Origin of the sequence: Actinomyces sp. zg296 (assembly GCF_009829695.1) — a bacterium.
Taxonomy (GTDB): domain Bacteria; phylum Actinomycetota; class Actinomycetes; order Actinomycetales; family Actinomycetaceae; genus Actinomyces; species Actinomyces marmotae.
Window position 1 is genome coordinate 14,769 of sequence record NZ_VWPG01000012.1, and the last position, 22,659, is coordinate 37,427.

Annotated in this window: 18 protein-coding genes; 11 read left to right on the plus strand and 7 right to left on the minus strand. The window is 72.3% G+C overall.

What is annotated here, in order from left to right:
* Positions 1-44 precede the first annotated feature (44 nt).
* The 3 genes from GVV76_RS09130 (at position 45) to galE (ending at position 3,418) form a co-directional block, all read left to right on the plus strand.
* Positions 45-1,274, plus strand: a complete 1,230-nt coding sequence (locus GVV76_RS09130; RefSeq protein WP_159626544.1) for a 5-(carboxyamino)imidazole ribonucleotide synthase — start codon at positions 45-47, stop codon at positions 1,272-1,274.
* 81 nt (positions 1,275-1,355) lie between these two features.
* Positions 1,356-1,910 (plus strand): 5-(carboxyamino)imidazole ribonucleotide mutase, encoded by a 555-nt coding sequence (gene purE / locus GVV76_RS09135; RefSeq protein ID WP_159626546.1) that lies wholly within the window; start codon positions 1,356-1,358, stop codon positions 1,908-1,910.
* Positions 1,911-2,428: 518 nt separating this feature from the next.
* Positions 2,429-3,418 (plus strand): UDP-glucose 4-epimerase GalE, encoded by a 990-nt coding sequence (gene galE, locus GVV76_RS09140; RefSeq protein ID WP_159626549.1) that lies wholly within the window; start codon positions 2,429-2,431, stop codon positions 3,416-3,418.
* 123 nt (positions 3,419-3,541) lie between these two features.
* Here galE and GVV76_RS09145 read toward each other — a convergent pair whose 3' ends face one another.
* Both GVV76_RS09145 and GVV76_RS09150 read right to left on the minus strand, forming a co-directional pair.
* A complete protein-coding gene (locus GVV76_RS09145) occupies positions 3,542-4,555 on the minus strand; it encodes a substrate-binding domain-containing protein (RefSeq protein WP_159626551.1) in 1,014 nt (337 codons plus the stop codon).
* A 35-nt stretch (positions 4,556-4,590) separates the two neighbouring features.
* Complete coding sequence (locus tag GVV76_RS09150) at positions 4,591-6,123, minus strand: glycoside hydrolase family 16 protein (protein WP_159626553.1); 1,533 nt, start codon at positions 6,121-6,123, stop codon at positions 4,591-4,593.
* 220 nt (positions 6,124-6,343) lie between these two features.
* Here GVV76_RS09150 and GVV76_RS09155 point away from each other — a divergent pair, with 220 nt between their 5' ends.
* From GVV76_RS09155 to GVV76_RS09170, 4 genes are read left to right on the plus strand one after another with little or no spacing between them, the layout of a single operon-like run.
* Complete coding sequence (locus GVV76_RS09155; protein ID WP_201292230.1) at positions 6,344-8,473, plus strand: glycoside hydrolase family 36 protein; 2,130 nt, start codon at positions 6,344-6,346, stop codon at positions 8,471-8,473.
* Positions 8,470-9,816 carry an ABC transporter substrate-binding protein gene (locus GVV76_RS09160; protein WP_175994000.1) on the plus strand — a complete coding sequence of 449 codons (1,347 nt, stop codon included), beginning with the start codon at positions 8,470-8,472 and terminating at the stop codon, positions 9,814-9,816. The genes GVV76_RS09155 and GVV76_RS09160 overlap by 4 nt, the downstream gene beginning before the upstream one ends.
* A 23-nt stretch (positions 9,817-9,839) precedes the next feature.
* A complete protein-coding gene (locus GVV76_RS09165) occupies positions 9,840-10,733 on the plus strand; it encodes a carbohydrate ABC transporter permease (RefSeq protein WP_201288254.1) in 894 nt (297 codons plus the stop codon).
* Complete coding sequence (locus GVV76_RS09170; protein ID WP_159524021.1) at positions 10,730-11,551, plus strand: carbohydrate ABC transporter permease; 822 nt, start codon at positions 10,730-10,732, stop codon at positions 11,549-11,551. The genes GVV76_RS09165 and GVV76_RS09170 overlap by 4 nt, the downstream gene beginning before the upstream one ends.
* 287 nt (positions 11,552-11,838) lie before the next feature.
* Here the strand turns inward: GVV76_RS09170 and GVV76_RS09175 are convergent, their stop codons facing one another.
* Both GVV76_RS09175 and GVV76_RS09180 read right to left on the minus strand, forming a co-directional pair.
* On the minus strand, positions 11,839-13,212 hold the full coding sequence (locus tag GVV76_RS09175) for an LCP family protein (RefSeq protein ID WP_236263366.1): 1,374 nt from the start codon (positions 13,210-13,212) through the stop codon (positions 11,839-11,841).
* Between the two features lie 12 nt (positions 13,213-13,224).
* Positions 13,225-14,508, minus strand: coding sequence for an LCP family protein (locus GVV76_RS09180; RefSeq protein WP_235905426.1), 1,284 nt, complete (start codon positions 14,506-14,508; stop codon positions 13,225-13,227).
* Between the two features lie 129 nt (positions 14,509-14,637).
* Between GVV76_RS09180 and GVV76_RS09185 the strand changes: the two genes are divergently transcribed.
* The gene (locus GVV76_RS09185; protein ID WP_159626555.1) at positions 14,638-15,609 is read left to right on the plus strand and encodes a glycosyltransferase family 2 protein; all 972 of its coding nucleotides are present in this window, start codon (positions 14,638-14,640) and stop codon (positions 15,607-15,609) included.
* Positions 15,610-15,706: 97 nt separating this feature from the next.
* Here the strand turns inward: GVV76_RS09185 and GVV76_RS09190 are convergent, their stop codons facing one another.
* The gene (locus tag GVV76_RS09190; RefSeq protein ID WP_159524024.1) at positions 15,707-16,075 is read right to left on the minus strand and encodes a DUF2304 domain-containing protein; all 369 of its coding nucleotides are present in this window, start codon (positions 16,073-16,075) and stop codon (positions 15,707-15,709) included.
* 60 nt (positions 16,076-16,135) lie between these two features.
* Positions 16,136-16,840: a glycosyltransferase family 2 protein gene (locus GVV76_RS09195; protein WP_442858371.1), complete on the minus strand. Its 705-nt coding sequence runs from the start codon at positions 16,838-16,840 to the stop codon at positions 16,136-16,138.
* Positions 16,841-17,082: 242 nt separating this feature from the next.
* Here GVV76_RS09195 and GVV76_RS09200 point away from each other — a divergent pair, with 242 nt between their 5' ends.
* From GVV76_RS09200 to GVV76_RS09210, 3 genes are all read left to right on the plus strand, one after another.
* Positions 17,083-17,250 (plus strand): hypothetical protein, encoded by a 168-nt coding sequence (locus tag GVV76_RS09200; RefSeq protein WP_159524026.1) that lies wholly within the window; start codon positions 17,083-17,085, stop codon positions 17,248-17,250.
* 70 nt (positions 17,251-17,320) lie between these two features.
* Entirely contained in the window at positions 17,321-19,324 is a 2,004-nt protein-coding gene (locus GVV76_RS09205; RefSeq protein WP_159626559.1) for a DUF6541 family protein, read from the plus strand.
* The gene (locus tag GVV76_RS09210) at positions 19,321-21,480 is read left to right on the plus strand and encodes a DUF6541 family protein (protein WP_159626561.1); all 2,160 of its coding nucleotides are present in this window, start codon (positions 19,321-19,323) and stop codon (positions 21,478-21,480) included. The genes GVV76_RS09205 and GVV76_RS09210 overlap by 4 nt, the downstream gene beginning before the upstream one ends.
* A 15-nt stretch (positions 21,481-21,495) precedes the next feature.
* Here the strand turns inward: GVV76_RS09210 and rfbB are convergent, their stop codons facing one another.
* On the minus strand, positions 21,496-22,491 hold the full coding sequence (rfbB, locus tag GVV76_RS09215; RefSeq protein ID WP_159626563.1) for a dTDP-glucose 4,6-dehydratase: 996 nt from the start codon (positions 22,489-22,491) through the stop codon (positions 21,496-21,498).
* Positions 22,492-22,659: the final 168 nt, after the last annotated feature.

Below are 22,659 nucleotides of genomic sequence, written 5' to 3' on the forward strand. Positions count from 1 at the left end.
GGGCAGATCGAGCGGGGCTCGACGCCCTGCCGTAGCCTGTGCCCGTGAGCGCACCCATCGTCGCCGTCATCGGGGGCGGGCAGTTGGCCCGCATGATGCAGGAGGAGGCCAGCGCCCTCGGCATCCATCTACGGGCCTTGGTCGAGGCCCCGGACGGATCGACGGCGCTGGTCACCGTCGACTCTCCCGTTGGCGCCGCCGACGACGCCGGGGCCGTCCGCGCGCTCGCGGCGGGCGCCGGGGCTCTCACCTTCGAGCACGAGCACCAGGATGACGCGCTCCTGCGCGCGCTGGCCGCCGAGGGCGTGAGGGTGCGGCCCTCCCCCGATGCCCTGCTGCTCGCCCGCGACAAGATCGCCATGCGCCGCGCCATGGACGTCGCCGGACTGCCCCAGCCCGCCTGGAACGAGGCCACCGGGGACGGAGCCGCCATCCGCGCGACCGTCCGAGGCTTCGCCGCCGAGCACGGCTGGCCCGTCATCCTCAAGACACCCCGGGGCGGCTACGACGGGCATGGCGTGCTCCTCGTGCGCCAGGAGAGCGATCTCGAGGCCGGCCGCGCCGGCCAGTGGATCGACGCCGTCGCCACCGGTGACGCGACCGGCGGTGGCGGCAGCCTCGGCGGAGGGGCAGTGACCAGCCTCCTCGTCGAACAGGCCATCCCCTTCACCCGTGAGCTCGCCGCCCTCCAGGCCCGCTCTCCCAGCGGGCGGATCGCCTCATGGCCCGTCGTGGAGACGATCCAGGCCGACGGCATGTGCTCCGAGGCGCTGGCGCCCGCCCCCGGGCTGGACCCGGCCGCCGCCGACGAGGCCATGCGCATCGGGCGAGAGATCGCCGAGCGCTTCGACGTCACCGGGGTGCTCGCCGTCGAGCTCTTCGCCGTCGAGGCCTTCGGGGAGCCGACCCGCCTGTTCGTCAACGAGCTCGCCATGCGTCCCCACAACTCGGGGCACTGGACGCAGGACGGCGCTGTGACCAGCCAGTTCGCCCAGCACCTGCGGGCCGTCCTCGACCTGCCGCTGGGCTCGGCCGAGCCGACCGCGGGCGCCTGCGTCATGGTCAACCTCATCGGGGGGCGGCATGAACCCGGCGAGGACGCGCTGGCCCGGGCGATGGCCGCCGACCCCGAGGCCCGCATTCACCTCTACGGCAAGTCCTGGCGCACTGGTCGCAAGCTCGGGCATGTCAACCTCGTCGGGCCGGCCGACGGCGTGGAGGCGCTGCGCGAGCGGGCCCGCGCCGTCGTCGCCATCCTGCGCGGGGACGCCTGAGTCGCGCCTCCGCATCGCCGCCCCTCCTCCACCGACGCCCTCGACCCGGTCCGCCTCATCCCTCCCAGTGAAAGGCCCGCCATGGCTGCCACGCCCGATGCCACCCCCCAACCGCTCGTCGGCCTCGTCATGGGCTCCGACTCCGACTGGCCCACCATGAGCGCGGCCGCCGACGCCCTCGACGAGTTCGCCATCCCCTATGAGGCCGACGTCGTCTCCGCCCACCGCATGCCCACCGAGATGATCGATTACGGTCAGGGCGCCGCCGCGCGGGGCCTGCGCGTCATCATCGCCGGCGCCGGGGGAGCGGCCCACCTGCCTGGGATGCTCGCCGCCGTCACCGAACTGCCGGTTATCGGCGTGCCCGTGCCCCTGGGGCGCCTCGATGGCATGGACTCGCTGCTGTCCATCGTCCAGATGCCCGCAGGCGTGCCCGTGGCGACCGTGTCCATCGGCGGGGCCCGCAACGCCGGGCTGCTCGCGGCGCGGATCCTCGGCGCGGGGGAGGGGGCGCGGGCCGAGCGGCTTCGCCGGGCCATGCGCGCCTTCCAGGGCGAGCTCGCCGACGCCGCCCACGCCAAGGGAGCCAAGCTCCGTGAGCGGACCGGGGGCGGGGCGGGCCCGGGAGCGCGCTGATCGCTCAGCGGCCCGCGGCGTCGTCACCGGTGCCTGCTGCACCCACGGGTGCCTTCTGCACCCACCGGTTCCTGCTGTACCCACCGGTGCGTGCTGCACTCACGGGTGCCTTCTGCACCCACCGGTGCGGGGAGGACGCACCGCTCGGTGTGCGCGGCTCCGCTCGGTGCGGAACGCGCCTGTCGGCGCTCCGGGGGGGGTGCTCGGGGGGGGGGGGGGATGTGCTCCGGGCGCGCTCCGGGGGCCGCCCCACTGCGCGCGCCTGCTGCACTCACGGGTGCCCTCTGCACTCACGGGTGCGTGCTGCGCCCACCGGTGCGGGGAGGACGCACCGCTCGGTGCGCGCGGCTCCGCTCGGTGCGGAACGCGCCTGTCGGCGCTCCGGGGCGTGCTCCGGGGGCGCGCTCCGGGGGGATGTGCTCCGGGGGCCGCCCCACTGCGCGCGCCCGGAGGCGGGCGGGGCCGCTCGGGGTGATGAGCGCCACCCATCGGGCGGCCTGAGCCTCTAGACTGGGCGCATGAGCATTCTTGTCGCAGGTGGCGCCGGCTATATCGGCGCCCACGTTGTCCGTCTGCTGCTCGAGCGCGGGGACGAGGTGATCGTCGTCGATGACCTGTCCTACGGATCCCCCAGCCGGGTCGAGGGCGCGACCCTCGTCGAGCTCGACGTCGCCGCTGGTGACGCCCCTGAGCGGCTCGCCGAGGTCATGAGGGAGCGCGGCGTCACCGCCGTCATCCACTTCGCCGCCCGCAAGCAGGTCGGCGAGTCCGTCGCCCGTCCCGCCTGGTACTACCAGCAGAACGTCGGCGGCCTGGCCAACATGATGCTCGCCATGGAGGCCGCGGGCGTCGATCAGATGATCTTCTCCTCCTCCGCCGCCGTCTACGGCATGCCGCCCGTCGAGGTGGTCCCCGAGGACATCGACTGCCACCCCATCAACCCCTACGGGGAGACCAAGCTCATCGGCGAGTGGATGATGGCCGACGCCGAGGCCGCCTGGGGCCTGCGCTGGGCCGGGCTGCGCTACTTCAACGTCGCCGGCGCCGGCTGGGACGACCTGGGCGACATGGCCACCCTCAACCTCATCCCCATGGTCATGGACCGCCTCGCCAAGGGCGAGACCCCTAAGATCTTCGGCACCGACTACCCCACCCCGGATGGCACCTGCATCCGCGACTACATCCACGTTCGCGACCTCGCCACCGCCCACATCGACGCTCTCGACTACCTCGCCAGCGGCAAGGAGATGGCCGAGCACGTCTTCAACGTCGGCACCGGCGTGGGAGCGTCCGTGCGCGACGTCGTCGCCAAGGTCATCGCGGCTACCGGGCTCGACATCGCCCCCGAGGAGCTCCCCCGCCGCGCCGGGGACCCGCCCCAACTCATCGGCAACGCCGAGCGCATCGGCGCGGTGCTGGGATGGAGGGCCGAGCATGACCTCGACGACATCGTCGCCTCCTCCTACTCCGCCTGGCAGGCCGATCCGAACCGGCGGCATTTCGCCTGACCGGCCGCGCGCGGGGCGGTGCGGAGCGCGCCGGTTGACGACGACGGGGGCGGGTGCCCCTGCCCGGGCGCCCGCCCCCCGCTCGGAACCGGTCTCGCTCTTGATTTCGACCGGTCTCGGCGGTCAGGGGCGGGGCCGGCCCACTGACTCGCGCTCGACGAGCTCGACGGGCACCTCCACCCGCTCCTCCTTCCTCGTGCCCAGCGCCAGGGCGACCGCCTCCTGGCCCACCCGGGCGAAGTCCAGGCGCACGGTGGTCAGCGGGGGCGTGGCGGCGCCCGCGTGCGGGTGGTCGTCGACGCCGACCACTGAGATGTCGTCGGGGACCCTCGCCCCGGCCCGCGCCAGGCCGGAGAGCAGGCCGATCGCGAGGTCGTCATTACCGCACAGCACGGCTGTCGCCCCGCTGCGGGTCAGCGCCGCGGCAGCCCTCTCGCCAGTCGTCGCGCCCCATCCCGTCGCCACGGGCTCGGGCGCCTCGAGCCCGGCGCCGGCCATGACCTCGCGCCAGCCGGCCAGGCGGGGGTCGGGGTGCCCCGCGGAGGGGACGCCGACATAGGCCACGCGCGTGTGCCCCAGGCCGAGCAGGTGCTCGCAGGCCATGACCGCACCCGCGTGATCGTCGGTCCAGGCCCGCTTGAGGCCGCCGTCGTCGGGCCGGGGGTAGCCCCCGGCGACGGCCAGCGGCAGCCCCTCGGGCAGGTCGTGCAGCGCCGCCAGGCCCAAGGAGTCGAACTCCAGGACGACGACGGCGTCCACTCGCGTTCCCAGCGCCTGCAGGAGCGCCTCCCGCCGGCGGGCCGGGGAGGCGGACAGGACGTGGATGCTCAGATCCGTGCCGTGCTCCTGAGCCGCCTCCAGGACCCCGGAGAGGGTGGCCCAGTACCCCGTGCGCGCCAGCCCTGAGGACAGGACGAGCAGGCGCGGCAGATCCGGCCGCCGAGTGGTGTAGCCCAGGCGGCGCGCGATCCGCTGGACGCACCCGGTGGCCGCGGGCCTGGCCGTGGCGCGGCCCGCGGCCAGGGCGCGGGACGCGGTGGCCTTGGAGACCCCCGCGCGCCGGGCGACATCGGCGAGCGTTGGCGGCCTCCAGGGGCGCGGCCAGAGCTCCTGGCCGTCAACGTCCGACTGGCTCATGGGCGCATCCTAGGCGGATGCGGGCCGGCGTCCCCTCATGCCCCGCGACGGCGCAGGAGCATGCCTCCCGTGGCCGCAATGGCCGCGGCGGCGGCCGCGGTCACGGCCGCGGGGGCCCCGGTGCTGGCTAGTGGCCCGTTCCCTGTCCCATCGCTGGGCGGGGTGGTGGGCGCGGGCGAGTGGCTTGGGTCCGCTGGGCCCGTCGCGCCGGCCGAGGGGGTCGGCGCGGCGGTGGGCGCGGGTGAGGCCGAGGCGCTGGGCGCCCCCGGCCCCTGGCTGGGCGAGGGGCTCGGGCTGGGTGCCGCGGGCGCCTCCAAGCGCCAGCACGTCGCCCCGTCCGCGCCGCGGACGAAGACGCCCTGGCCGGCGTCGTCGATGACGAGGGGAAGGCCGCTGACCTTGTTGAGCAGCTGCGCGCAGTCGCCGGTGGCGCGCACGTGCCAGCGCGCCAGGCTTGAGGCGTCATCCGCCCCGGCCCCGGGCTCGGGGCGCGCCACGACCGGCAAGCCCCGCCCGTACCAGCCTTCGGGCCGCTCCTGGGCGAGGTAGGCGCCGTCGGCGGAGATCTCGTAGGTGAGGTCGTCATGCTGGGTGAGGGCCCACCAGGCGCCCTCGGCGGCATCGGAGGCGGGGACCAGGACGAGCCGGCCTCCCTTGTTGGCCAGGAGGCGGCCATCGGGGGCCACCAGGCGCCGCTTGCCATCGGCCCGGACCACATCGGCATCATTGACGTAGGTGCGCACGTAGTCGATGTCGAAGGACCTGGGCAGGAGCTCGGGGTGGTGCGGGGAGCGGCTGTGCCCCTCCAGGCTGAGCACCACGTGGCGGGACATGCGGGCCAGGGACCCGAAATCCGGCTCCAGCACGCTGGTGTCGATATCCGCGTAGAGCACCCGGTCGAGGTAGAGGCGCACGTGCGCGCCGGAGCGCTCGACGCCGTAGAGGTGGAAGTCCGCCGTCAGGTCCACTCCGGCGGAGTGCTTCCCGCCCGAGGGCTGCGCGTCGCGCCGCGTGTGGCCGGAACCCGTCCAGGGCCACAGGTGGTGCGCCCAGTTGACGTCCGGGTCGGTGACGGACTCCTGGACATCGATCTCGGGGTTGGGGTCGGCGATGAGCCGGTCCTCGCCGGTCAGGGTGGAGGACTGCAGCCACACGGCTGACAGGATGTTGGCGGTGTCGAGGCAGCGGGCCCGCACCTCGATGTAGGAGTTCAGGCCGGGGGTGTCGAAGCGCGACTCCACCGCGCCGAAGGTCATGGGGATGGTCTTGCCCCCGACCTGGGAGGGCTCGCGCCTGGCCTCCAGGCGCAGCACGCCATCGGATACGACGGCGTTGTCCGGGGCGAAGCGACCGGCGTCGGCGGACACCGGGTACCACAGGCCCTTGCGCCAACGGCTCTCATCCAGAGTCGTGAACTCATCGCTGAGGGAGGGGGCCAGGGCCCATCCGGGACCAGTGGGGTCGATTCTCTTGCCCTGCGCCTGTGCGGGTGGGGCCGCGAGAACCGTGGCGGCGGGCAGGCCGGCCATGACGGCTAGGGACATTAGGGCGTGCCGTCTGCTGATCATCTTCATGCTCCTTTGCATGCTCTCCGGGGGAACGGGGTGGATCGCCAGGCTACAGGCTTGGGCGCAAACGGGGCAGGGGCTGGGAAGCATGAGTGAAACTCCTGTTTCGGAGGTGCTGGACGCCCCCGCCCGGCTCCCCCTACCGTGATCGCCATCCCCCGGGACCGCGCCTCCACCCCAGCGCCGCGCGACCCACCCGTTACGAACCCATGGCAGACAGATGAGCGACACGACGACGACGTCACTGGGACGCGCCAGGCTGCACGTGAGCAGTGACGCGCCGGTCCACCTCACCCTGGGTGGCGACCACACTCCCGCGCGCGCCTGCCCCCTGGTAGAGGTGCACGCGCTGGGCGGCGGGCGGGAGTTCGTCGACCATCGCCTGACCCGCGGCGCGGCTGGCGCCGCCCTGCGCCCCGACTCCGATCACGCCGTCGGGTCCCTCGACGGGCAGCCCTGGCCCACCACCCGCGTGACCCAGTGCGACAGCGCCACCGGCCTGGTCGCCCTGACCGACATCGCCCGCCCCACCGAGGCGTCCTGGCGCCTGCGCACCACGCTTCGCAACGAGGGCGCGACCACCATCACCCTGGCCGCCGTCTCCCTGGTGTCAGCCACCGTGCTTCCCGGCGCCCCGCTGGACGACCTCGACCTGTTCACCGCCCGCTCGGGGTGGATGGCCGAGCAGCGGTGGCGCCACCGGCGCCTCGGCGAGGAACTGGTCGACATCGGCACCGCCTCGCACGGCCAGTCGCCCCGCGACGCGCTGCGGATCAGCTCGGAGTCCGGGTGGTCCTCGGGCCTGTGGGAGCCGGCCGGCTACATCATCGACCCCGGCACCGGCCAGGCCGTGGGATGGCAGGTCGAGCACAATGGGGCCTGGACCGTCGAGATCTCGCGGCGCGCGGACCGGCTCGGCCTGGTCGCTTACGGCCCTACCGACCTCCAGCACGCCTGGCTCCACCGCCTGGCGCCCGGCGAGGAGATCACCACCCCGTGGGCCGCCCTGGCCTTCTCCGAGGACGGCTGGCAGGGGGCGGCCGCCGAGATGACCCGCTACCGCAGGGCGCTGCGCTCCGCCCTGGCCCCCACCACCGAGGCCGCGCCCGTCGTCTACAACGACTACATGAACACCCTCATGGCCCAGCCCACGCAGGAGCGGCTGGCCACCCTCGTGCCTGCGGCCGCCGCCGCCGGGGCGGAGGTCTACTGCATCGACGACGGATGGCACTCCGACGCCCAGGAGTGGTGGGACGCCGTCGGGCGCTGGGAGCCCTCGATGCGGCGCTTCCCCGATGGGCTCCAGGCCACCCTCGACCTCATCCGCGCCCAGGGCATGACCTCGGGCCTGTGGATCGAGCCCCTCGCCGTCGGCGTCAACAGCCCCGTCGCCGAGGAACTCCCCGACGAGGCCTTCATGCGCCGCGGTGGCGAGCGACTAGTCGAGCAGGGGCGGCTGCGGCTGGACATGCGCCACCCGGCCGCCCGGGAGGCGCTCGACGCCGTCGTGGACCGGATGGTCTCCTACGGGATCGGCTACCTCAAGGTCGACGACAACTACTCGGTGGGCCTGGGCCCCGACGCCGACGCCGACTCCCCGGGAGACGGGCTCATGGAGCACTCCCGCCAGTGGGCCGCCTGGCTCGCCCGGCTGCCCGAGCGCCATCCGGGCCTCATCGTGGAGAACTGCGCCTCGGGCGGCATGAACTCGGACTACGCCCTCCTGGCACACGCCCGCCTCCAATCGACCTCCGACCTGCAAGATCCGGTGCGCTACCCGCCCATCGCGGCCAACGCCCCCCTGGCCCTCCTCCCCGAGCAGGCGGTCTCCTGGGCCTACCCGCAGCCCGAGATGACCGACGAGGAGATCACCTACACCCTCGTGACCTCCCTGGCCGGCTCCTTCTACCTGTCGGGCCACTTGGACCGCATGAGCCCCCGGCAGATCAGCCTCGTGCGCGCCGCCACCGACCTGGCCAAGGAGTTGCGCCCGGCCCTCACCCAAGAACTGCCCTGGTGGCCCGACGACGTCGCCTCCTGGGACCAGGAATGGGTCGTCGCCGCCCGCCGCGCCCCCGCCGGCCGCGAGGGCCTGCTGCTCGTGTGGCACCGGCCCCGCCCCGGCCAGGACGGCCCTGGATCCGCCCTCAGCCTGCCAGCCCTGGCCGGCATGCGCTTGACGCGGGTCATGCCTCCCCCCGACCTCGTGGCCGACGAGGGCATCAGTGTCGAGGACGGGCCGCACGGCCCCGTCCTGAGAACTACATCCACCACACCGACCGCCCGGGCCTACCTGGTCCGGGACACCACCCACCGCGACGAGGATGTCGCACGATCGGAGAACCGATGAGCACCACCACCTCCTTCCCCCGCATCAGCCTCTCCCGGCGCGGCTACATCGCCACGATGGCCTCCGCGGCCGCCGCCCTGGGCCTGGCCGCCTGCTCCGACCCGGGCACCGGCTCCTCCTCCGCGTCGGCGCCCGCCAACTGGCCCGGAGCCACGGAGAAGCTCGACGGCGTCGCCCTGACCATATGGGCCGCCCAGTCCTCCGCCACGATCCCCGCCGCCGTGACTAAGGCCTTCGCCAAGGCCACCGGCGCCAAGGTCGAGATCGTCACCATCCCCGACCCCTACGAGCAGACCGTCCAGACGAAGGTCGCCACCGGTGACCTGCCCGACCTGGCCATGTGGCAGCCCACGACGTCGGCGCTCACCAGCCTGGGCGCCGCCGAGCGCCTCCAGGTCCTCGACGGCGCCCCCTGGGAGTCCAAGACCGCCAAGACCATCCTGGACGCTGGCGGAACCGTCAAAGGCAAGCGCTACGCGGCCTTCGTCTCGGCGCCCTCCGTGATGGGCGTGTGGTACAACAAGAAGGTCTTCTCCGCCAATTCCGTCTCCACGCCCAAGAGTTGGGACGAGTTGCTGACCGCCGCGCGGGCCCTCAAGGACGCGGGCGTCACCCCCTTCTTCGAGATGGGCGGGGAGTGGTGGGCGTCCCAGTACGCCGTCCAGGTCCAGCTCGCCGACGCCGCCAAGGACGGCCTGTGGGGCCGCGTCAACGAGAACAAGGACACCTTTACCGGCAAGGACATCCAGGGCGCCATCGACGCCTACGCCCAGATGATCGCCGACGGCCTCTACAACGCCGACATCAAGACGGCCACCTTCGACGAGCAGGCCAAGGCGCTGCTGGCCGGCGAGGCCGCCATGGCGATCCACGTCAACAGCCTGCTCGCCAACATGGCGGCGCAGACGGACACGGCCACCCTCAACGAGACGATCGGCTTCTTCCCGATCTCCAAGAAGGGCGCCGTGGCCACCTCCATCCCGGAGCAGACCAACGCCGTCGTCGCCTTCAAGACCGGCGACGACAAGCGCGAGGCCGCCGCCCGCCAGCTCCTGGCCTTCTGGCTGTCGGACGGCTACGCCGACTTCGTGAAAGAGCAGAAGGCCGTGTCGATCATCTCCGGCGTCGAGACCCCTTCCACGGTCCCCACCGCGGCCGTCGAGGCCAATGACGCCCTGTCGGCCTCCATCGGCTCCATGCAGTCCCTGGCCATCGCCAACCCCGACCTCGCCAAGAACCTCGGCGACATGATCGCGGGGACCAAGACCCCCGCGCAGGTCGGTGAGGAGACCCAGTCTCAGTTCGCCCAGCTCGCCAAGGCCATCGGCGCCACGGGCTTCTGATCGGCACGGTAGTCATGGCAGTCATGGAACGAGCACCGCGCCGCGGCCATGCGGGCTCCACGCACCCTTGGGTCTTCGTCGTCCCCGCGATGGCCGTGATCGCGGTGTTCTTCCTGACGCCGACCGTCTACAACTTCGTCTACGCCTTCACCGACTGGTCGAGCTTCAAGAGCGCCATCAACGGCGTGGGCCTGGACAACTTCTCCGATCTCGCCCGCTCCGGCGCGCTGCGCCACGCCCTGATCACCACGCTCATCTACGCGGCCGGGGTCGCCGTCGTCCAGAACCTGTTCGGCCTGGGGCTGGCGCTCCTGCTGGAGCGCGACACCGTCCTGAACAAGATCCTGCGAGTCGTGTTCTTCGTGCCCGTGGTGCTCTCAGCGCTCGCGGCCGGGTACATCTTCAGGGCCCTGCTCAAACCCGACGGCGGCGTGAACCAGGCGCTGTCGGCCCTGGTGGGCCACACGGTGGAGATCGGCTGGCTCAACTCCACCACCTGGACCCTGGGCGTCGTGATCGTCATCCACGCCTGGAAGTGGATGGGGATGTCGATGCTCATCTACCTCGCCGGCCTCAAGACCATCGACGGCCAGGTCCTCGAGGCGGCCGTCATCGACGGGGCCACCCCCTGGCAGATCCTGACCAGGATCCGGCTGCCGCTCATCGCCCCGGCCATCACCTTCAACGTGACGACGGCGCTACTGGGGTCGATGAACTCCTTCGACGTCGTCCAGGCCACGACCAACGGCGGGCCGGGCGGGTCCACCGAGCTGCTCAACCTGTTCATCTACCGCACCTTCGGCCAGGGCCTGTACGCGCAGGCCACGACGATGAGCCTCGTGCTCTTCCTGACTGTCGTCGTCCTGGCGTTCCCGGTCATCGGGATGCTGCGCCGCCGTGAGAGGAGCATCGCGTGAGGCTCTACCGCAGGATCCTCCAGCCCGCTCTGGGCATCGTCCTGGCGCTCATCGTCGTCGGCGTCCCGCTGTGGACCGTCCTCGTGACCGCGGGCAAGTCGCAGGCCGAGGCGCTGTCCCCGGGCCTGGGCCTGCCCAGCCACTGGGAGCTCTTCGACAACCTCGGCAAGATCGTCGAGCAGGCGCGAGTGGACACGGCCCTGCTGGGCAGCCTCGTGCTGCTCATCCCCTCGGTGCTCGTGGTCCTGCTCCTGGGATCGATGGCCGCTTGGGTTCTCGCCCGACGCTCCGGCCGAGGGGCGGCCGTGCTGTACGCGGTGATGATCTCGGGGATCATCCTGCCCCCGGCGATCGTCACGCTGGTCCTCCTCCTGCGCCAGCTGGGGCTGGCCGGCACGGCGGTGGGCATGATCGCGACCTACTCGGGAATGTACCTGTCCCTGGTCATCTTCTTCATCACCGGTTTCGTGCGCACGGTGCCCGAGTCCCTGGAGGAGGCGGCCAGGATCGACGGCGCCGGCCCGGTGGGCGTGTTCACGCGCATCATCCTGCCCCTGCTGCGCCCGGTGCTGGCCACCGCGGCGATCCAGGTGAGCCTGTACGTGTGGAACGACGTCTTCTACGCCCTGTTCATTGTGGGTGGACGCATGGACACCCTGCCACTCAACCTGTTCATGGTGGCCAGCTCGGGAGTCCAGCTCAACAACTGGAACCTCATCTTCGCCTACGTCCTTGTCATGAGCGCGCCTCTGGTGGCCCTCTTCGCCATCTTCCAGCGGCAGATCATCTCCGGGATCACCTCAGGCGCGGTCAAGTAGGGGCACAGGGCTCCGCGTGGGATTGGCGCGGGTGGGGGATCGCCCGCGCCCCCGAGGTCGGGACCGGTCTCGATCGTTATTTCGACCGGTCTCGGTGCGGCGGGTTCTGGGACGAGTGCGAAGTGGCGCGGTTTGAGGATTGCTCGGGCTCCAAGAGGGTGTGGGCCCGGCTTCAGTTTTATGAGCAGGCCTCTGGCCTGGGCAAACGCAAGATGTGACAGTGTGTCATAAAAAGGAATCCTCAAACCTCGCCATCGTTCCTGGCCCTAGGACCGGTCTCGAGGGGGTTAGGAGGTGGGCTCGATCTTGTTGAAGTCGGAGGATGTGAGCCTGCCCGCGCGCAACTTGGAGAAGAAGTCCGGCGCGGTCTCGTCCTTGAGGAGGACGGCCGCCCCGATCCCGCCGGGCTCGTAGTCGAGGGAGTCGATCGGCGGGGCCCCGGCGAGGCCCTGGGATGAGGCCTCGCGGAAGCCGAGCACCATCTTCCCGATATCCGTCAGGCCGGTGTCCTTGTCGGCGGTGAGCGCCTTCGTGCCCGCGTCGACCAACTTGTCCTGGCGGGGCCAGCTGATGAGCGTCTTGGCGGACACGGCCCGGTCGACGACGGCGCTGATCACCGCGCGCTGGCGCAGGCCCCGGCCGATGTCCCCCGTGGGATCCGACTTGCGCATGCGCGAGTAGGCCAGGGCCTTCTCACCGTCGATGTGCTGGCAGGTGCCCTTCGAGGTGTCCCACACCAGCCCGGAGTCGCGGTCGTCCACGTCGTAGTCGAGGCAGGCGTCGATGCCGTCGACGGCGTCGACCGTCTCCTTGACACCGGCCATCCCGACCTCCATGTAGTGGTCGATCGTCAGGCCGCTGAGCCGCTCCACGGTCTGGACCAGGAGCTCGGGCCCTCCGTAGGCGTAGGCGGCGTTGATCTTGTCTCCGCCGCGGCCGGGGATCTCCACATACGTGTCGCGCGGCAGGGTGGTCAGCGAGGACTGGCCGTTGTTCCTGTGCAGCAGCATGATCGAGTCCGCGCGGGAGCCCTCCGTGCCGTCGTCGGCGATGCCTCCGTCGCCACGGGCGTCCGAGCCCACGATGAGCCAGGTCTCCCCAGCGGTGTCCTTCTTGCCGGACAGGGCGTCCACCCGTCCGAGCTTGTCGTCGACCTCGTGGGCCAGCCAGGCCACCCGGCCCACGATGACCCCGAGCACGAGCGCGATCACCAGGGCGGTCCAGCCGAGGGCCCGGCGCCAGCGGCGGCGCCGGGGGGCGCGGCGCCCCGGGCTGATCGGGCCCGAGGGTAGGTCCGGCCGCACGGGTCCGTAGGGAGCGGGGAGGGTATCCGGGTGGCCCGAGGGCAGGGCCCGCGTGGCGTCAGGGGCGGGGCGCCGCGGCGCGGCCCCGAGCGCGAGGGCCGATGATCCGGGCCTGGCATGGCTGCCGCCGGAGGGCGGCGCGGGCCGCTGGCGGGGGACCGCCGTCGGCACTGGGGGCCGCGGTCCCGCCTGCGCCTGGTTCCCGCCGAGCACGCTGCGGCGCGCGGGGGCCTCCGGCGCGGGCCGGGGATCCGGCTGCTGGCCCTGCCCCACCGCGCGTGGCACCCTCGGGGGCCCGGCGGGACGTCCTCCAGAGCCCGGGGTGACGCTGGGGGGAAGACCGTCATTCGACGTCATAGGGCGCGCGCCTCACTTGCACTGGGTGACGGAGCCTGCGGAGGGAGACGCGGGAGCGGGGGCCTGGGGGGCCGGGGCGCCACTGGGCTTGCCGGCAGGGGCATCGGTCTGCTCGGCCGCATCGGTCGAGGAGGGGCCCGCGGCGGCGTCGGAGGAGCCGGGCGCGGGAGAAGCGGGGGAGCCATCCGCCTTGCCGCTGACCGAGCTGGTGGGCACGGGGGTGTCCTCCCTGAGGGCCTTCCAGACCGCCTTGGCGTCATTGGTGGCCACCACGCGGTTAGCGTCCCGTGCAGCGGGCTCGTTGGGCACGGTGAGGAAGGTGATGCGGTCCAGGCCGATGGACTGGATCGAGTTGGCCAGGCCCTGGAGGTTGGTCAGGTCGCCGATCTTCTCGGAGGTGGTCAGCGACCCCAGCGCCGTGCGGGCGAAGGAGTAGAGCTGGTTGGCGTTGGAGAGGATGTTCTTGCTCTTGGCGGTGCGGATCATGGCTGCCATGAGGTTCTGCTGGTGCTCGATGCGGCCGATGTCCGAGCCGTTGCCGTAGCCGTGGCGGGCGCGCGCGTACTTCAGGCCGTCGGGGCCATTGAGGTGCTGGCAGCCCACGGGCAGGTGGAGCTGGGTGTAATCGGGGTCGTCGATCTCCTCGGAGACGTAGAGGTTGACGCCGCCCAGGGCATCGATCATCGTCTCCAGGCCGTGGAAGTCGACGACCATGAACTCGTCGATGTTGACGCCGGTCATCTTCTCGATGGTGTTGATCGCGCAGGCGGCGCCGATGCCCAGGGCCTTCTCATTGGTGCCGGTGCCGGCGCCGGTGGCGAAGGCGTTGTTGATCATCGTGTCCGGCTGGGGGGCCGACTCGGTGCCGTCGTAGGTCTTGCACGAGGGGATGTCCACGAGGAGGTCGCGGGGGATGGAGACCACCTCCACTCGGGAGCGGTCGGCGGACACGTGCATGATCACCGCCGTGTCCGAGCGGGCGACGGAGGTGTCCTCGCTGCCGTCGGCGCCGTCGACGTTGTTGGCCCCGCTGCGGGTGTCCGAGCCCAGGATGAGGATGTTGAGGGCGTGCCCGTCGTAGGAGTCGCCGATGGCGTCCGTGCGGGTGGCGGAGCCGTCCAGGTAGCCCGAGATGTCGAAGCGCTTGACCTGGCCCTGCAGGTCCATGTAGGCGAATCCCGCCGCTGAGGTGACGAACAGGGCGAGTGACAGGAACACCAAGCCGGCCCGGCGGGCGGTTCGCCTCCCCAGGTCCTTGATCGAATGCCGTGCGCGTGGCTTCTCGGTGTAGGGCACGTGGCGAGTCTAGAGAATCCGCTAGGCGTGACCTAGTACCGTGACTGCGTCGAGACATGATCTTCCTCCGGTCTGGATGACTGGCGTCACACCGCCTCGGCAAGACCCCTTCTCGTTTAGGCTCTTCCCGTGACCGACCTCGTCCCCGCGCCCTCCGATCGGCCGGATCCGGCTGATTCGCGCCGCCGGCCCGGCGTGTCGCCCGATGCCGTGGCTCGGTCCGAGCCCGATCCGGTGGCCGGCCGGCAGGGCGCCCGGGGCGGGCGCGCGCGCGTGGTCACCGTCGCCTACAACCCCGGGGACGAGCTTGAGCGCTTCCTCTCCTCGCTCAAGGACGCCACCTCCCGCGAGATCACCGTCGTCATCGCCGACAACGGCGAGGAACACGACGTCGTCGAGTCCCTCGCCGCCGCGCACGGCGCCCGCGTCGTCGGCGACGGCGTCAACCGCGGCTACGGCGGGGGCGCCAACCTCGCGGCCCAGGGGCTGGATGAGGACTGGATCGTCGTGGCCAACCCCGACCTCGTGTGGCGCCCCGGCAGCCTCGACGTCCTCATCGAAGCCGCGATCGCCCACCCCGGGGCGGGCGCGCTTGGCCCGCGGCTCCTCAACGCCGACGGGACCGTCTACCCCTCCGGGCGCGCCCTGCCCTCGCTGGCGGCGGGCACCGGGCACGCCCTGCTGGGGAGGGTCTGGCCCTCCAACCCCTTCTCCGCCCGCTACCACGGCGGCAATGAGGACGTCACCCACGCCGTGGGCTGGCTCTCGGGCGCCTGCCTCCTGCTGCCCGCTGACGTGTGGCGCGAGCTCGGGGGCTTCGACGACGGCTACTTCATGTTCTTCGAGGACGTCGATCTCGGGGCGAGGGTCGGGGCCTCCGGGCGCGTCAACCTCCAGGTGCCAGACGCTGTCGTCATCCACGAGCAGGGCGTGAGTTGGAAGGCGCGCCCCGAGCGGATGATCCGCGCCCACCACGCCTCGGCGCGCCGCTACATGCGGGCCTCCCACCCCGCTCCCTGGCAGGCGCCGCTGCGCTGGGCGCTGTCCGCCGGCCTGCGCGCGCGCGAGGAGATCGTCGTGCGCGCCGCCCGGCGCGTCTGAGACCGGGGCCCCGGCCCCCTCGCCAGGGGGCTTCTCCCGGGCTTCGCGCCCGCCGGCCCGTGCCCGCCGGTCCGCGCCCGCCGGCCCGCGCCCGCCTTCAGGGGCGCTCCCGGCGGGCCTTAGCAGGGGGCTCCGGCGCGGCGTCGATCGCGACCCGGCGCGCCAGCCGGGTGATCTGCCGCTCCAGGGAGGCCTTGCGGCGGAAGGAGGAGTGGACGTTGAGCAGGAAGGCGATGACGAGGGCGTAGAGGAGGAGGTCGGTGCCGCGGCCCACCCCGACGGCGTTGGCCACCTGGGTGGTCAGTTGGGGCAGGCAGATCGCGATCACCGCGAAGAGCACGAAGGTCAGGGTCAGGAGGCGCCGGCTGGCCTCGTGCCGCGCGCCGGTCGGGGTGCGCACCATGGTCCAGCCGATCGCGACGACGGTGATGACGAGGATGGCCTGGATGATGATCTGGTGACTCACTGACTGCTCCTATGGATTGGTCCTATGGACTGGCGGCGGGTGCGGTGCTCCGATGCCCGCTCAACTGAAGAGCAGGTCGACGAGGATGTTGATGGAGTTCCACAGGGACTGGCCCTTGGCCCTGGAGTAGTCGGTGTAGGTGATCGTCACCGGGTGCTCCCGCCAGGGCAGGCCGGTGGCGGCGAGCTGGCGGATGATCTCCGAGGCGTGGGCCATGCGGTCCTGCTGCAGGTTGATCCTCTCGGCGGCGTCGCGCCGCAGCACCCGCAGCCCGTTATGTGCGTCCGTCATCCGCATCCCCGAGGATCGGGAAGAGACCTTGGCCGCCAGTCCGAGGATGAAGCGCTTGGCCGGGCCCACGGGGGAGGGGCCCTCGAGGAAGCGGGAGCCGAGGACGAAGCCGAGCCCCTCCTCGCGCGCGGCGGACACCATGGCCCTGGCGTCATCGGGGGAGTGCTGACCGTCGGCGTCGAAGGTGACGATGTAGTCCGCGTTCGTCTTGTCCAGGACGTAGTCGATGCCGGTTTGGAGCGCGGCGCCCTGGCCCCTGTTGACCGGGTGGCGCACGACGATCGCCCCGGCGCGCTCGGCCTGCCGCGCGGAGTCATCCCTCGATCCGTCGTCGACGGCGACGATGTGGGGGAAGGTGTCGCGAGCCGCCCCGATGACGCTGCCAATGACCTGGGCCTCGTTGTACAGCGGGATGACGAGCCAGGCGTCGGTCGCCGGGGAGGGGTCCTGCCTGGAGGCTGCGGGCGTGCTCACCACGGCATTGTCGCACGCGCGGGCCGATCGTCCCTGACCCCCGCGTGAACGACGGCGCCCGGCCGGGCTTCTCCCGCTGGGCGGCGAGGAGCCGCGATGGCGGTGCGGATCGCCGAGTCAGCCGTCGCGCCGCAGGGGGCGGCGTCGGGCCGTTGTCCGATGTCGTGGAGCCGTCTGCGGGGAGCGGCGCGGAGAGGCCGTACCATACGGTCAGACCCGCCGCCCGGCCTGGAAGGACCACCATGCGCATCGCCGTCGTCGCCCTGGGGAGGATCGGGCTTCCCCTGGCCGCCCAGTGCGCTGAGAAGGGCCGCGAGGCCATCGGCGAGAAGGGCGGCGCCGCCACCGACGCCGAGAGGCGGACGGGCGCGCCCCGTCTGACCATCGGCGGGGGCCAGCGTCTGGGCTGAGGCCGGTGCCGTTCATGCGAGCCCGGGACAGGGCCGGGTATCAGGGTAGGCGAGGCCGGGGGACGAGCACGTGCTGACACTCCTTCTCGGCGCGCTTTTCGGGGCGACCGTCCTCCTCGCGCCCGGCTGGGCCGTCGCCCGGTCGGCCGGGGTTGGCAGGCTGCCCGCCTTCGCCCTCGCCCCGGCGGTCAGCGCCGCGATCATCTCCGTGGCGCAGATGCTCACCAGCGTCCTGTCACTGCACTGGATGGCCTGGGGGCCGCCGGTCGTCATCGGCCTCATGGCGCTGCTCGGCCTCCCCGCGCGCGCGCTGCGGCGCAAGGGGTGGATTCGCATCGGCCCCACCCTGGCGGGCTCCACGAGGCTGCGGGCCGATGAGTTCGCCTGGCTGCTCGGCGGTGCCGTCGTGGCCGGGGCGGTGGCGATGGCGGCGGCGACGGGCGCGCCCAAGGGCTCCTGGCCGGCCCAGGCCTACGACGTCACCTTCCACGTCAACGCCATCACCGTCATGAGGGAGGTCGGAGATGCCTCCCCCTTCGGTGGATTGTGGCCGATATATCAGGGCTACCGCGTCTTCTACCCCACGCTTTGGCACGCGATCGCCGTCTTCATCCCGGGCAGCGCCATCCAGGCCACCAACGCCCTGCTCTTGGGGTGCGCCGTCCTGGTCTGGCCGGCGGCTCTGACGGGCATGCTCACGGCGCTGCGCAGGACCCTCGGCGAGGGGTGGGCCAGGGCCACCGGCCTGACCGTCGCGCTGGCCTCGACCACCGTGGCGCTGCCGGTGCTCATGACCTCCCTGACGGTATGGCCCTACGTCCTGTCCGTCATCGCCCTGCCCGGGGTTCTCGCCGTCCTGGGCACCGCGCTGCGCGACATCCTCGATCGCACCTGCACCCCCGGGACCAGCCTGGGCGTGCTCGTCGTCATCGGGGGCGGGACGGTGCTCGCCCATGGCGCGGGCGCCTTCAACGTGCTGGTGATCAGCCTTCCCTTCGTCGCCGCGGCGATGAGCCATGTCATCCGGCTGGGAGGGCGGGGGCGGCGCATCATGCTGCGAGTCCTCCCCGTGCTCACCGCGGCGGCCCTGCTCGGCGGATGGGTGATGGGCGAGCAGGTGGTCTCGGTGCTCTCCTACGAGCGGCCCGCGGGAGGCTGGGGCGGGACCCTCGATGCGCTCAAGAGGATCATCCTCGATGCCCCGCAGTACGGCCTCGTGCCCCCCGTCGCCTGGATCCCCGCCGGGGCGGTGCTCACCGCCCTCGCGCTCGCGGGCGCGTGGCAGGCGCGCCATGACCCCTCCCTGCGCCCCTGGGTCGCGCTGTGGCTCATGGCCACGGTGATCGTCCTGCTCACCTCGGGCCCCGCCTGGCCAGGACGCCAGATCGGCTCGCCCTGGTACCTCCAGGAGGCGCGGATCATGCCCTTGGTGACCATCCCCGCGATACTCCTCGCCGCGCGTGGGATCAGCGGCCTGCTCGCCGTCGAGCGGGCGCGCCCGCCGCTGCGGCGCGGCGGGGCCCGGCTGCTGAGCGGCGCGCTCGTCGCCGTCGTACTGGTGACCGTGGCCTGCCGGGTGCCGCTGCTGCACGGCCTGGTCGCCTCGGTGTGGGACCCGCGCCGGATTCAGCACGGCACACTGGCCACCGTCGATGAGCTGGTCCTGCTGGAGAGGTCGAGGAGCGTCCTCCCCGACGACGCGGTGGTCCTGGGCGCCCCCGCCCGGGGCGCGGGCTATGTGTGGCCCATGACTGGCATCCACGGGGTCTACATGTCCCGCAGCGAGCCCTACCACCCCTCCGACATGGGCAGCGTGGCCCGCCTATGGCCCGCTCTCGGCGTCGATGAGACGACGACGGCGCAGATCTGCTCGCGATTGGACCGCCTGAACGTGAAGTACTTCCTCGCCCAGGAGGACCCGACGGCCGCTGGCGCCGAGTACGGCGTCGCCGATGCGTGGTGGGACGAGTCGCTCATCCGTCCGCCCGCGCGGGGGCTCGAGCTCGTCGACTCCGAGGGGGACGCCACCCTGTGGCGCATCACCGCCTGCGAGCAGAAGGAGGCGACCCCATGAGCGGCTCTTGGCGTCTGCGTCCCGCGGCGTGGATCGGAGCCACCGCGACCCGCGTCGTCGTCCTGCCGCTGGCCGGGATCGCGGCGCTCGCGCTGGTGATCCGGCTCGGCGGCGCCGTTGGCCCCTCGTGGGCGGCCGCCCCGCCGATCGCGGTGGCGGCCCTCGGCGGGCTCATCATCCCCGGCTGGTCGATCGCCCAGGCCTGGGGGCTGCGCGGAGTGACAGCGCTGGGGGCCGCGCCGACGCTCACCGCCGGGATCCTCACCCTGGGCAGCGCGCTGGCCCAGCCGCTGGGGATCCCCTGGGACCGCGGCCACCTGCTCATCGGCCCCGTCGGTTGGATTTGGGCCGCGTGCGCCGCCGCGGGCGCGCTCGCGCGCCGCGCCCCCCGGGAGCCCGGCGCCGCCGGACCACCGTCCTGTCCGGCCCCCCTCGACGCCCGGGGCCGACTCGCGCTGTGCGCGGGACTGGGGCTGGCCGCGTTCATGACCGCGGTTCCGGTGATCCGCTCGACCGGGGCGCTCGACTCCCCGATGCAGGCCTCGGACTCCATCTACCACCTGTCCGCCACCGCCTTCGTGCGCCTGACGGGGGACGCGAGCTCCTTCGGCGGCACCTGGCCGCTCTACGACGGCCAGCGCATCTACTACCCCATGGTCTGGCACGCCATCGCCGCGCTCCTGCCCGGCGGAGTCATCGAGGGCTCCAACACGCTCGTGGTGGTGCTCTCGTCGGCCATCTGGCCACTGAGCATGGCCGCCCTCCTGCGCGAGACCCTCAGGCGCGCGGGCCCCGATGAGGATCGGGGCGTGGGCGCGCTCCTGGGGCTGGGGACCGCCCTGTCCGGCTCCGTGGTCTCCGTCCTCCTCCTCCTCACCAGCGTGTGGCCCTATGCGCTGTCCGTGTGCCTCCTGCCCGGCTGCCTCGCCCTGGTCACGCGCGCCTGCGGATCCGGCGCCATGGGCGGCCGACGGCGCGCGCATGCCCTCGCGCTGGCCGCCCTGGGTGGTCTCGGGGTCATTGGCGCGCACGGCGCGGCCGTCTTCAACCTCATCGTGCTGGCCGGTCCGCTGGTGGTGCGGGGCTCGTGGGGCCCGGTGGCCGCCGCCTGGCGCCGCGGCGGGCGGGGGAGAGGAGCCCTGATCGCCACCGCCACCGCGGGCGGGCTCCTGGTGGCCGGGGCCGGCTGGCGGGTGCGCGGCTCGCTGGTGGATGTCTTCTCCTACCAGCGCCCCCCGAGCAACCTCGCGGAGACCGTCTATGCGCTCACCACCGATCATCCCCTGCTGGCCCGGTTCACCCCCTACATCCCGGGCAATGCCCTGGTGGTCGCCCTGGCGCTCGTCGCCGTGGTCGGGGCATGGCGGGGCGCCCGGGGCAGCGATGCCCAGCAGGCGCGCCTGTGGTCCATCGGCACCGGGGCGGCCGCGCTCATCCTGCTCCTCGCCGCGGGGCCCCAGTGGCCCCTGCGTGTCCTGGCCGGGCCGTGGTACACCCAGCGGGCCCGCATCATCGTCCTCGTGACGATCGGGCTCCTCGTGCTCGCCACGCTCGGCGCCCGCGACCTCGCCCGCGCCTGGGCCGCACTGCCCGGATGGCGTGGGCGGCTGGGCTCCCACCCGCGCCGCGTCGCCTTGGCCGCGCTCGCGGCCTCACTCGTCCTCGCCCCCGCGTGGAGGTGGGGGCTCAAGGCAGAGATCATGGAAGCGGTCCACGATCCGCGGCGCATCTCCTACGGCACGATGCTCTCCGACGCCGAGTTGGCGATGATCCGCCGCGCCCCCCAGGAGCTCGGCGCTCACGCGCTCGTCATAGGGAACCCGTCCAACGGGAGCGCCTACCTGTGGAGCGTGGCCGGTGTGCGCACGGTCTACCCCACGCGGCTCTTGCCGATCAGCCCGGAGTTGGAGTGGCTGGGGGAGCACCTCGATCAGCTCGGCTCCGATCCCGAGGTGTGCCGGATCCTCAATGAGCGCGGAGTGACGCACTACTACTCCGACGACGCCCGCCCCGATGGCGCCACCGGTGGCGGCCGTCAACCCCTGTGGGGCTGGCGGATGGACCAGGTGCCCCACGAGTACCTGGAGGAGGTCGACTCCGCGCCGTCGGGCGCCGGGTCCACGGCGACCCTCTGGCGCATCACCGCCTGCGGCTGAGGCCCGTTGCCGGCCTCACTGGCCCTGGGCGGCGTACTTGGCCTCAACCTCCGCCTTGAGCGGGCGCCACCAGGCCTCGTTGTCCCGGTACCAGTCGATGGTGGCCGCCAGGCCGGAGCGGAAGTCCGTGAACTTGGGCGCCCAGCCGAGCTCGGTCACCAGCTTGGTGTTGTCGATGGCGTAACGCATGTCGTGGCCGGGACGGTCGTTGACGTGCTCGTAGTCGTCGATCTCGAAGCCCATCAGCTCCAGGATCAGCTCGACGACCTCCTTGTTGTTCTTCTCGCCGTCGGCGCCGATGAGGTAGGTCTCGCCAATGCGGCCCTTCTCCACGATGTCCCACACGGCGTCGTTGTGGTCCAGGACGTGGATCCAGTCGCGCACGTTCTCGCCAGCGCCGTAGAGCTTGGGGCGCACGCCGTCGATGAGGTTGGTGATCTGGCGGGGGATGAACTTCTCGATGTGCTGGTACGGCCCGTAGTTGTTCGAGCAGTTGGAGATCGTGGCCTCGATGCCGAAGGAGCGCACCCAGGCGCGCACGAGAAGATCTGAGCCCGCCTTCGATGACGAGTACGGCGAGGAGGGGTTGTAGGGCGTCTCCGGGGTGAACTTGGCCGGGTCGTCGAGCTCCAGGTCCCCGTAGACCTCGTCGGTGGAGACGTGGTGGAAGCGCGTCCCGTGGCGGCGCACCGCCTCCAGGAGGGTGAAGGTGCCCACCAGGTTGGTGCGGATGAAGGGGGAGGGGTCGTTGAGGGAGTTGTCGTTGTGCGACTCCGCGGCGAAATGGACGACGACGTCCGCGTCCGCCACCAGCGGGTCCACCGTGTCCATATCGGCGATATCGCCGACAACCAGCTCGACGCGGTCCGACACATCCGCCAGGGAGCCCTTGTTGCCCGCGTAGGTGAGCTTGTCGAGGACGACGACGCGCGCGTCGGGGTAGCGGGACAGGGTCTGGTGGACGAAGTTCGCGCCGATGAAGCCGGCGCCACCGGTGATGAGGACGTTCATGAGGGACTCCGTGGTCGACACTGCTCGGCCAACAGGCAATGAGGATGCGATGCCGTGAGAACGCCGAGTTCTTCCGCCCGCCATCATGCCACAGGCCCCGGGCGCGGCGCCCCACGGGGCCCCGGGCCCCACGGGGCGGGTGGGCGGCGCGTGGGCTGCCGGAGCCGG

Excerpts from the sequence above, each read along its gene's own strand:
- GVV76_RS09160 (WP_175994000.1), top strand. The coding sequence starts at position 8,470 with ATGAGCACCACCACCTCCTTCCCCCGCATCAGCCTCTCCCGGCGCGGC.
- GVV76_RS09145 (WP_159626551.1), bottom strand. The coding sequence starts at position 4,555 with ATGAGCCAGTCGGACGTTGACGGCCAGGAGCTCTGGCCGCGCCCCTGG.
- GVV76_RS09155 (WP_201292230.1), top strand. The coding sequence starts at position 6,344 with ATGAGCGACACGACGACGACGTCACTGGGACGCGCCAGGCTGCACGTG.
- GVV76_RS09210 (WP_159626561.1), top strand. The coding sequence starts at position 19,321 with ATGAGCGGCTCTTGGCGTCTGCGTCCCGCGGCGTGGATCGGAGCCACC.
- rfbB (WP_159626563.1), bottom strand. The coding sequence starts at position 22,491 with ATGAACGTCCTCATCACCGGTGGCGCCGGCTTCATCGGCGCGAACTTC.
- GVV76_RS09175 (WP_236263366.1), bottom strand. The coding sequence starts at position 13,212 with ATGACGTCGAATGACGGTCTTCCCCCCAGCGTCACCCCGGGCTCTGGA.
- GVV76_RS09150 (WP_159626553.1), bottom strand. The coding sequence starts at position 6,123 with ATGATCAGCAGACGGCACGCCCTAATGTCCCTAGCCGTCATGGCCGGC.
- GVV76_RS09165 (WP_201288254.1), top strand. The coding sequence starts at position 9,840 with ATGGAACGAGCACCGCGCCGCGGCCATGCGGGCTCCACGCACCCTTGG.
- purE (WP_159626546.1), top strand. The coding sequence starts at position 1,356 with ATGGCTGCCACGCCCGATGCCACCCCCCAACCGCTCGTCGGCCTCGTC.
- GVV76_RS09200 (WP_159524026.1), top strand. The coding sequence starts at position 17,083 with ATGCGCATCGCCGTCGTCGCCCTGGGGAGGATCGGGCTTCCCCTGGCC.
- galE (WP_159626549.1), top strand. The coding sequence starts at position 2,429 with ATGAGCATTCTTGTCGCAGGTGGCGCCGGCTATATCGGCGCCCACGTT.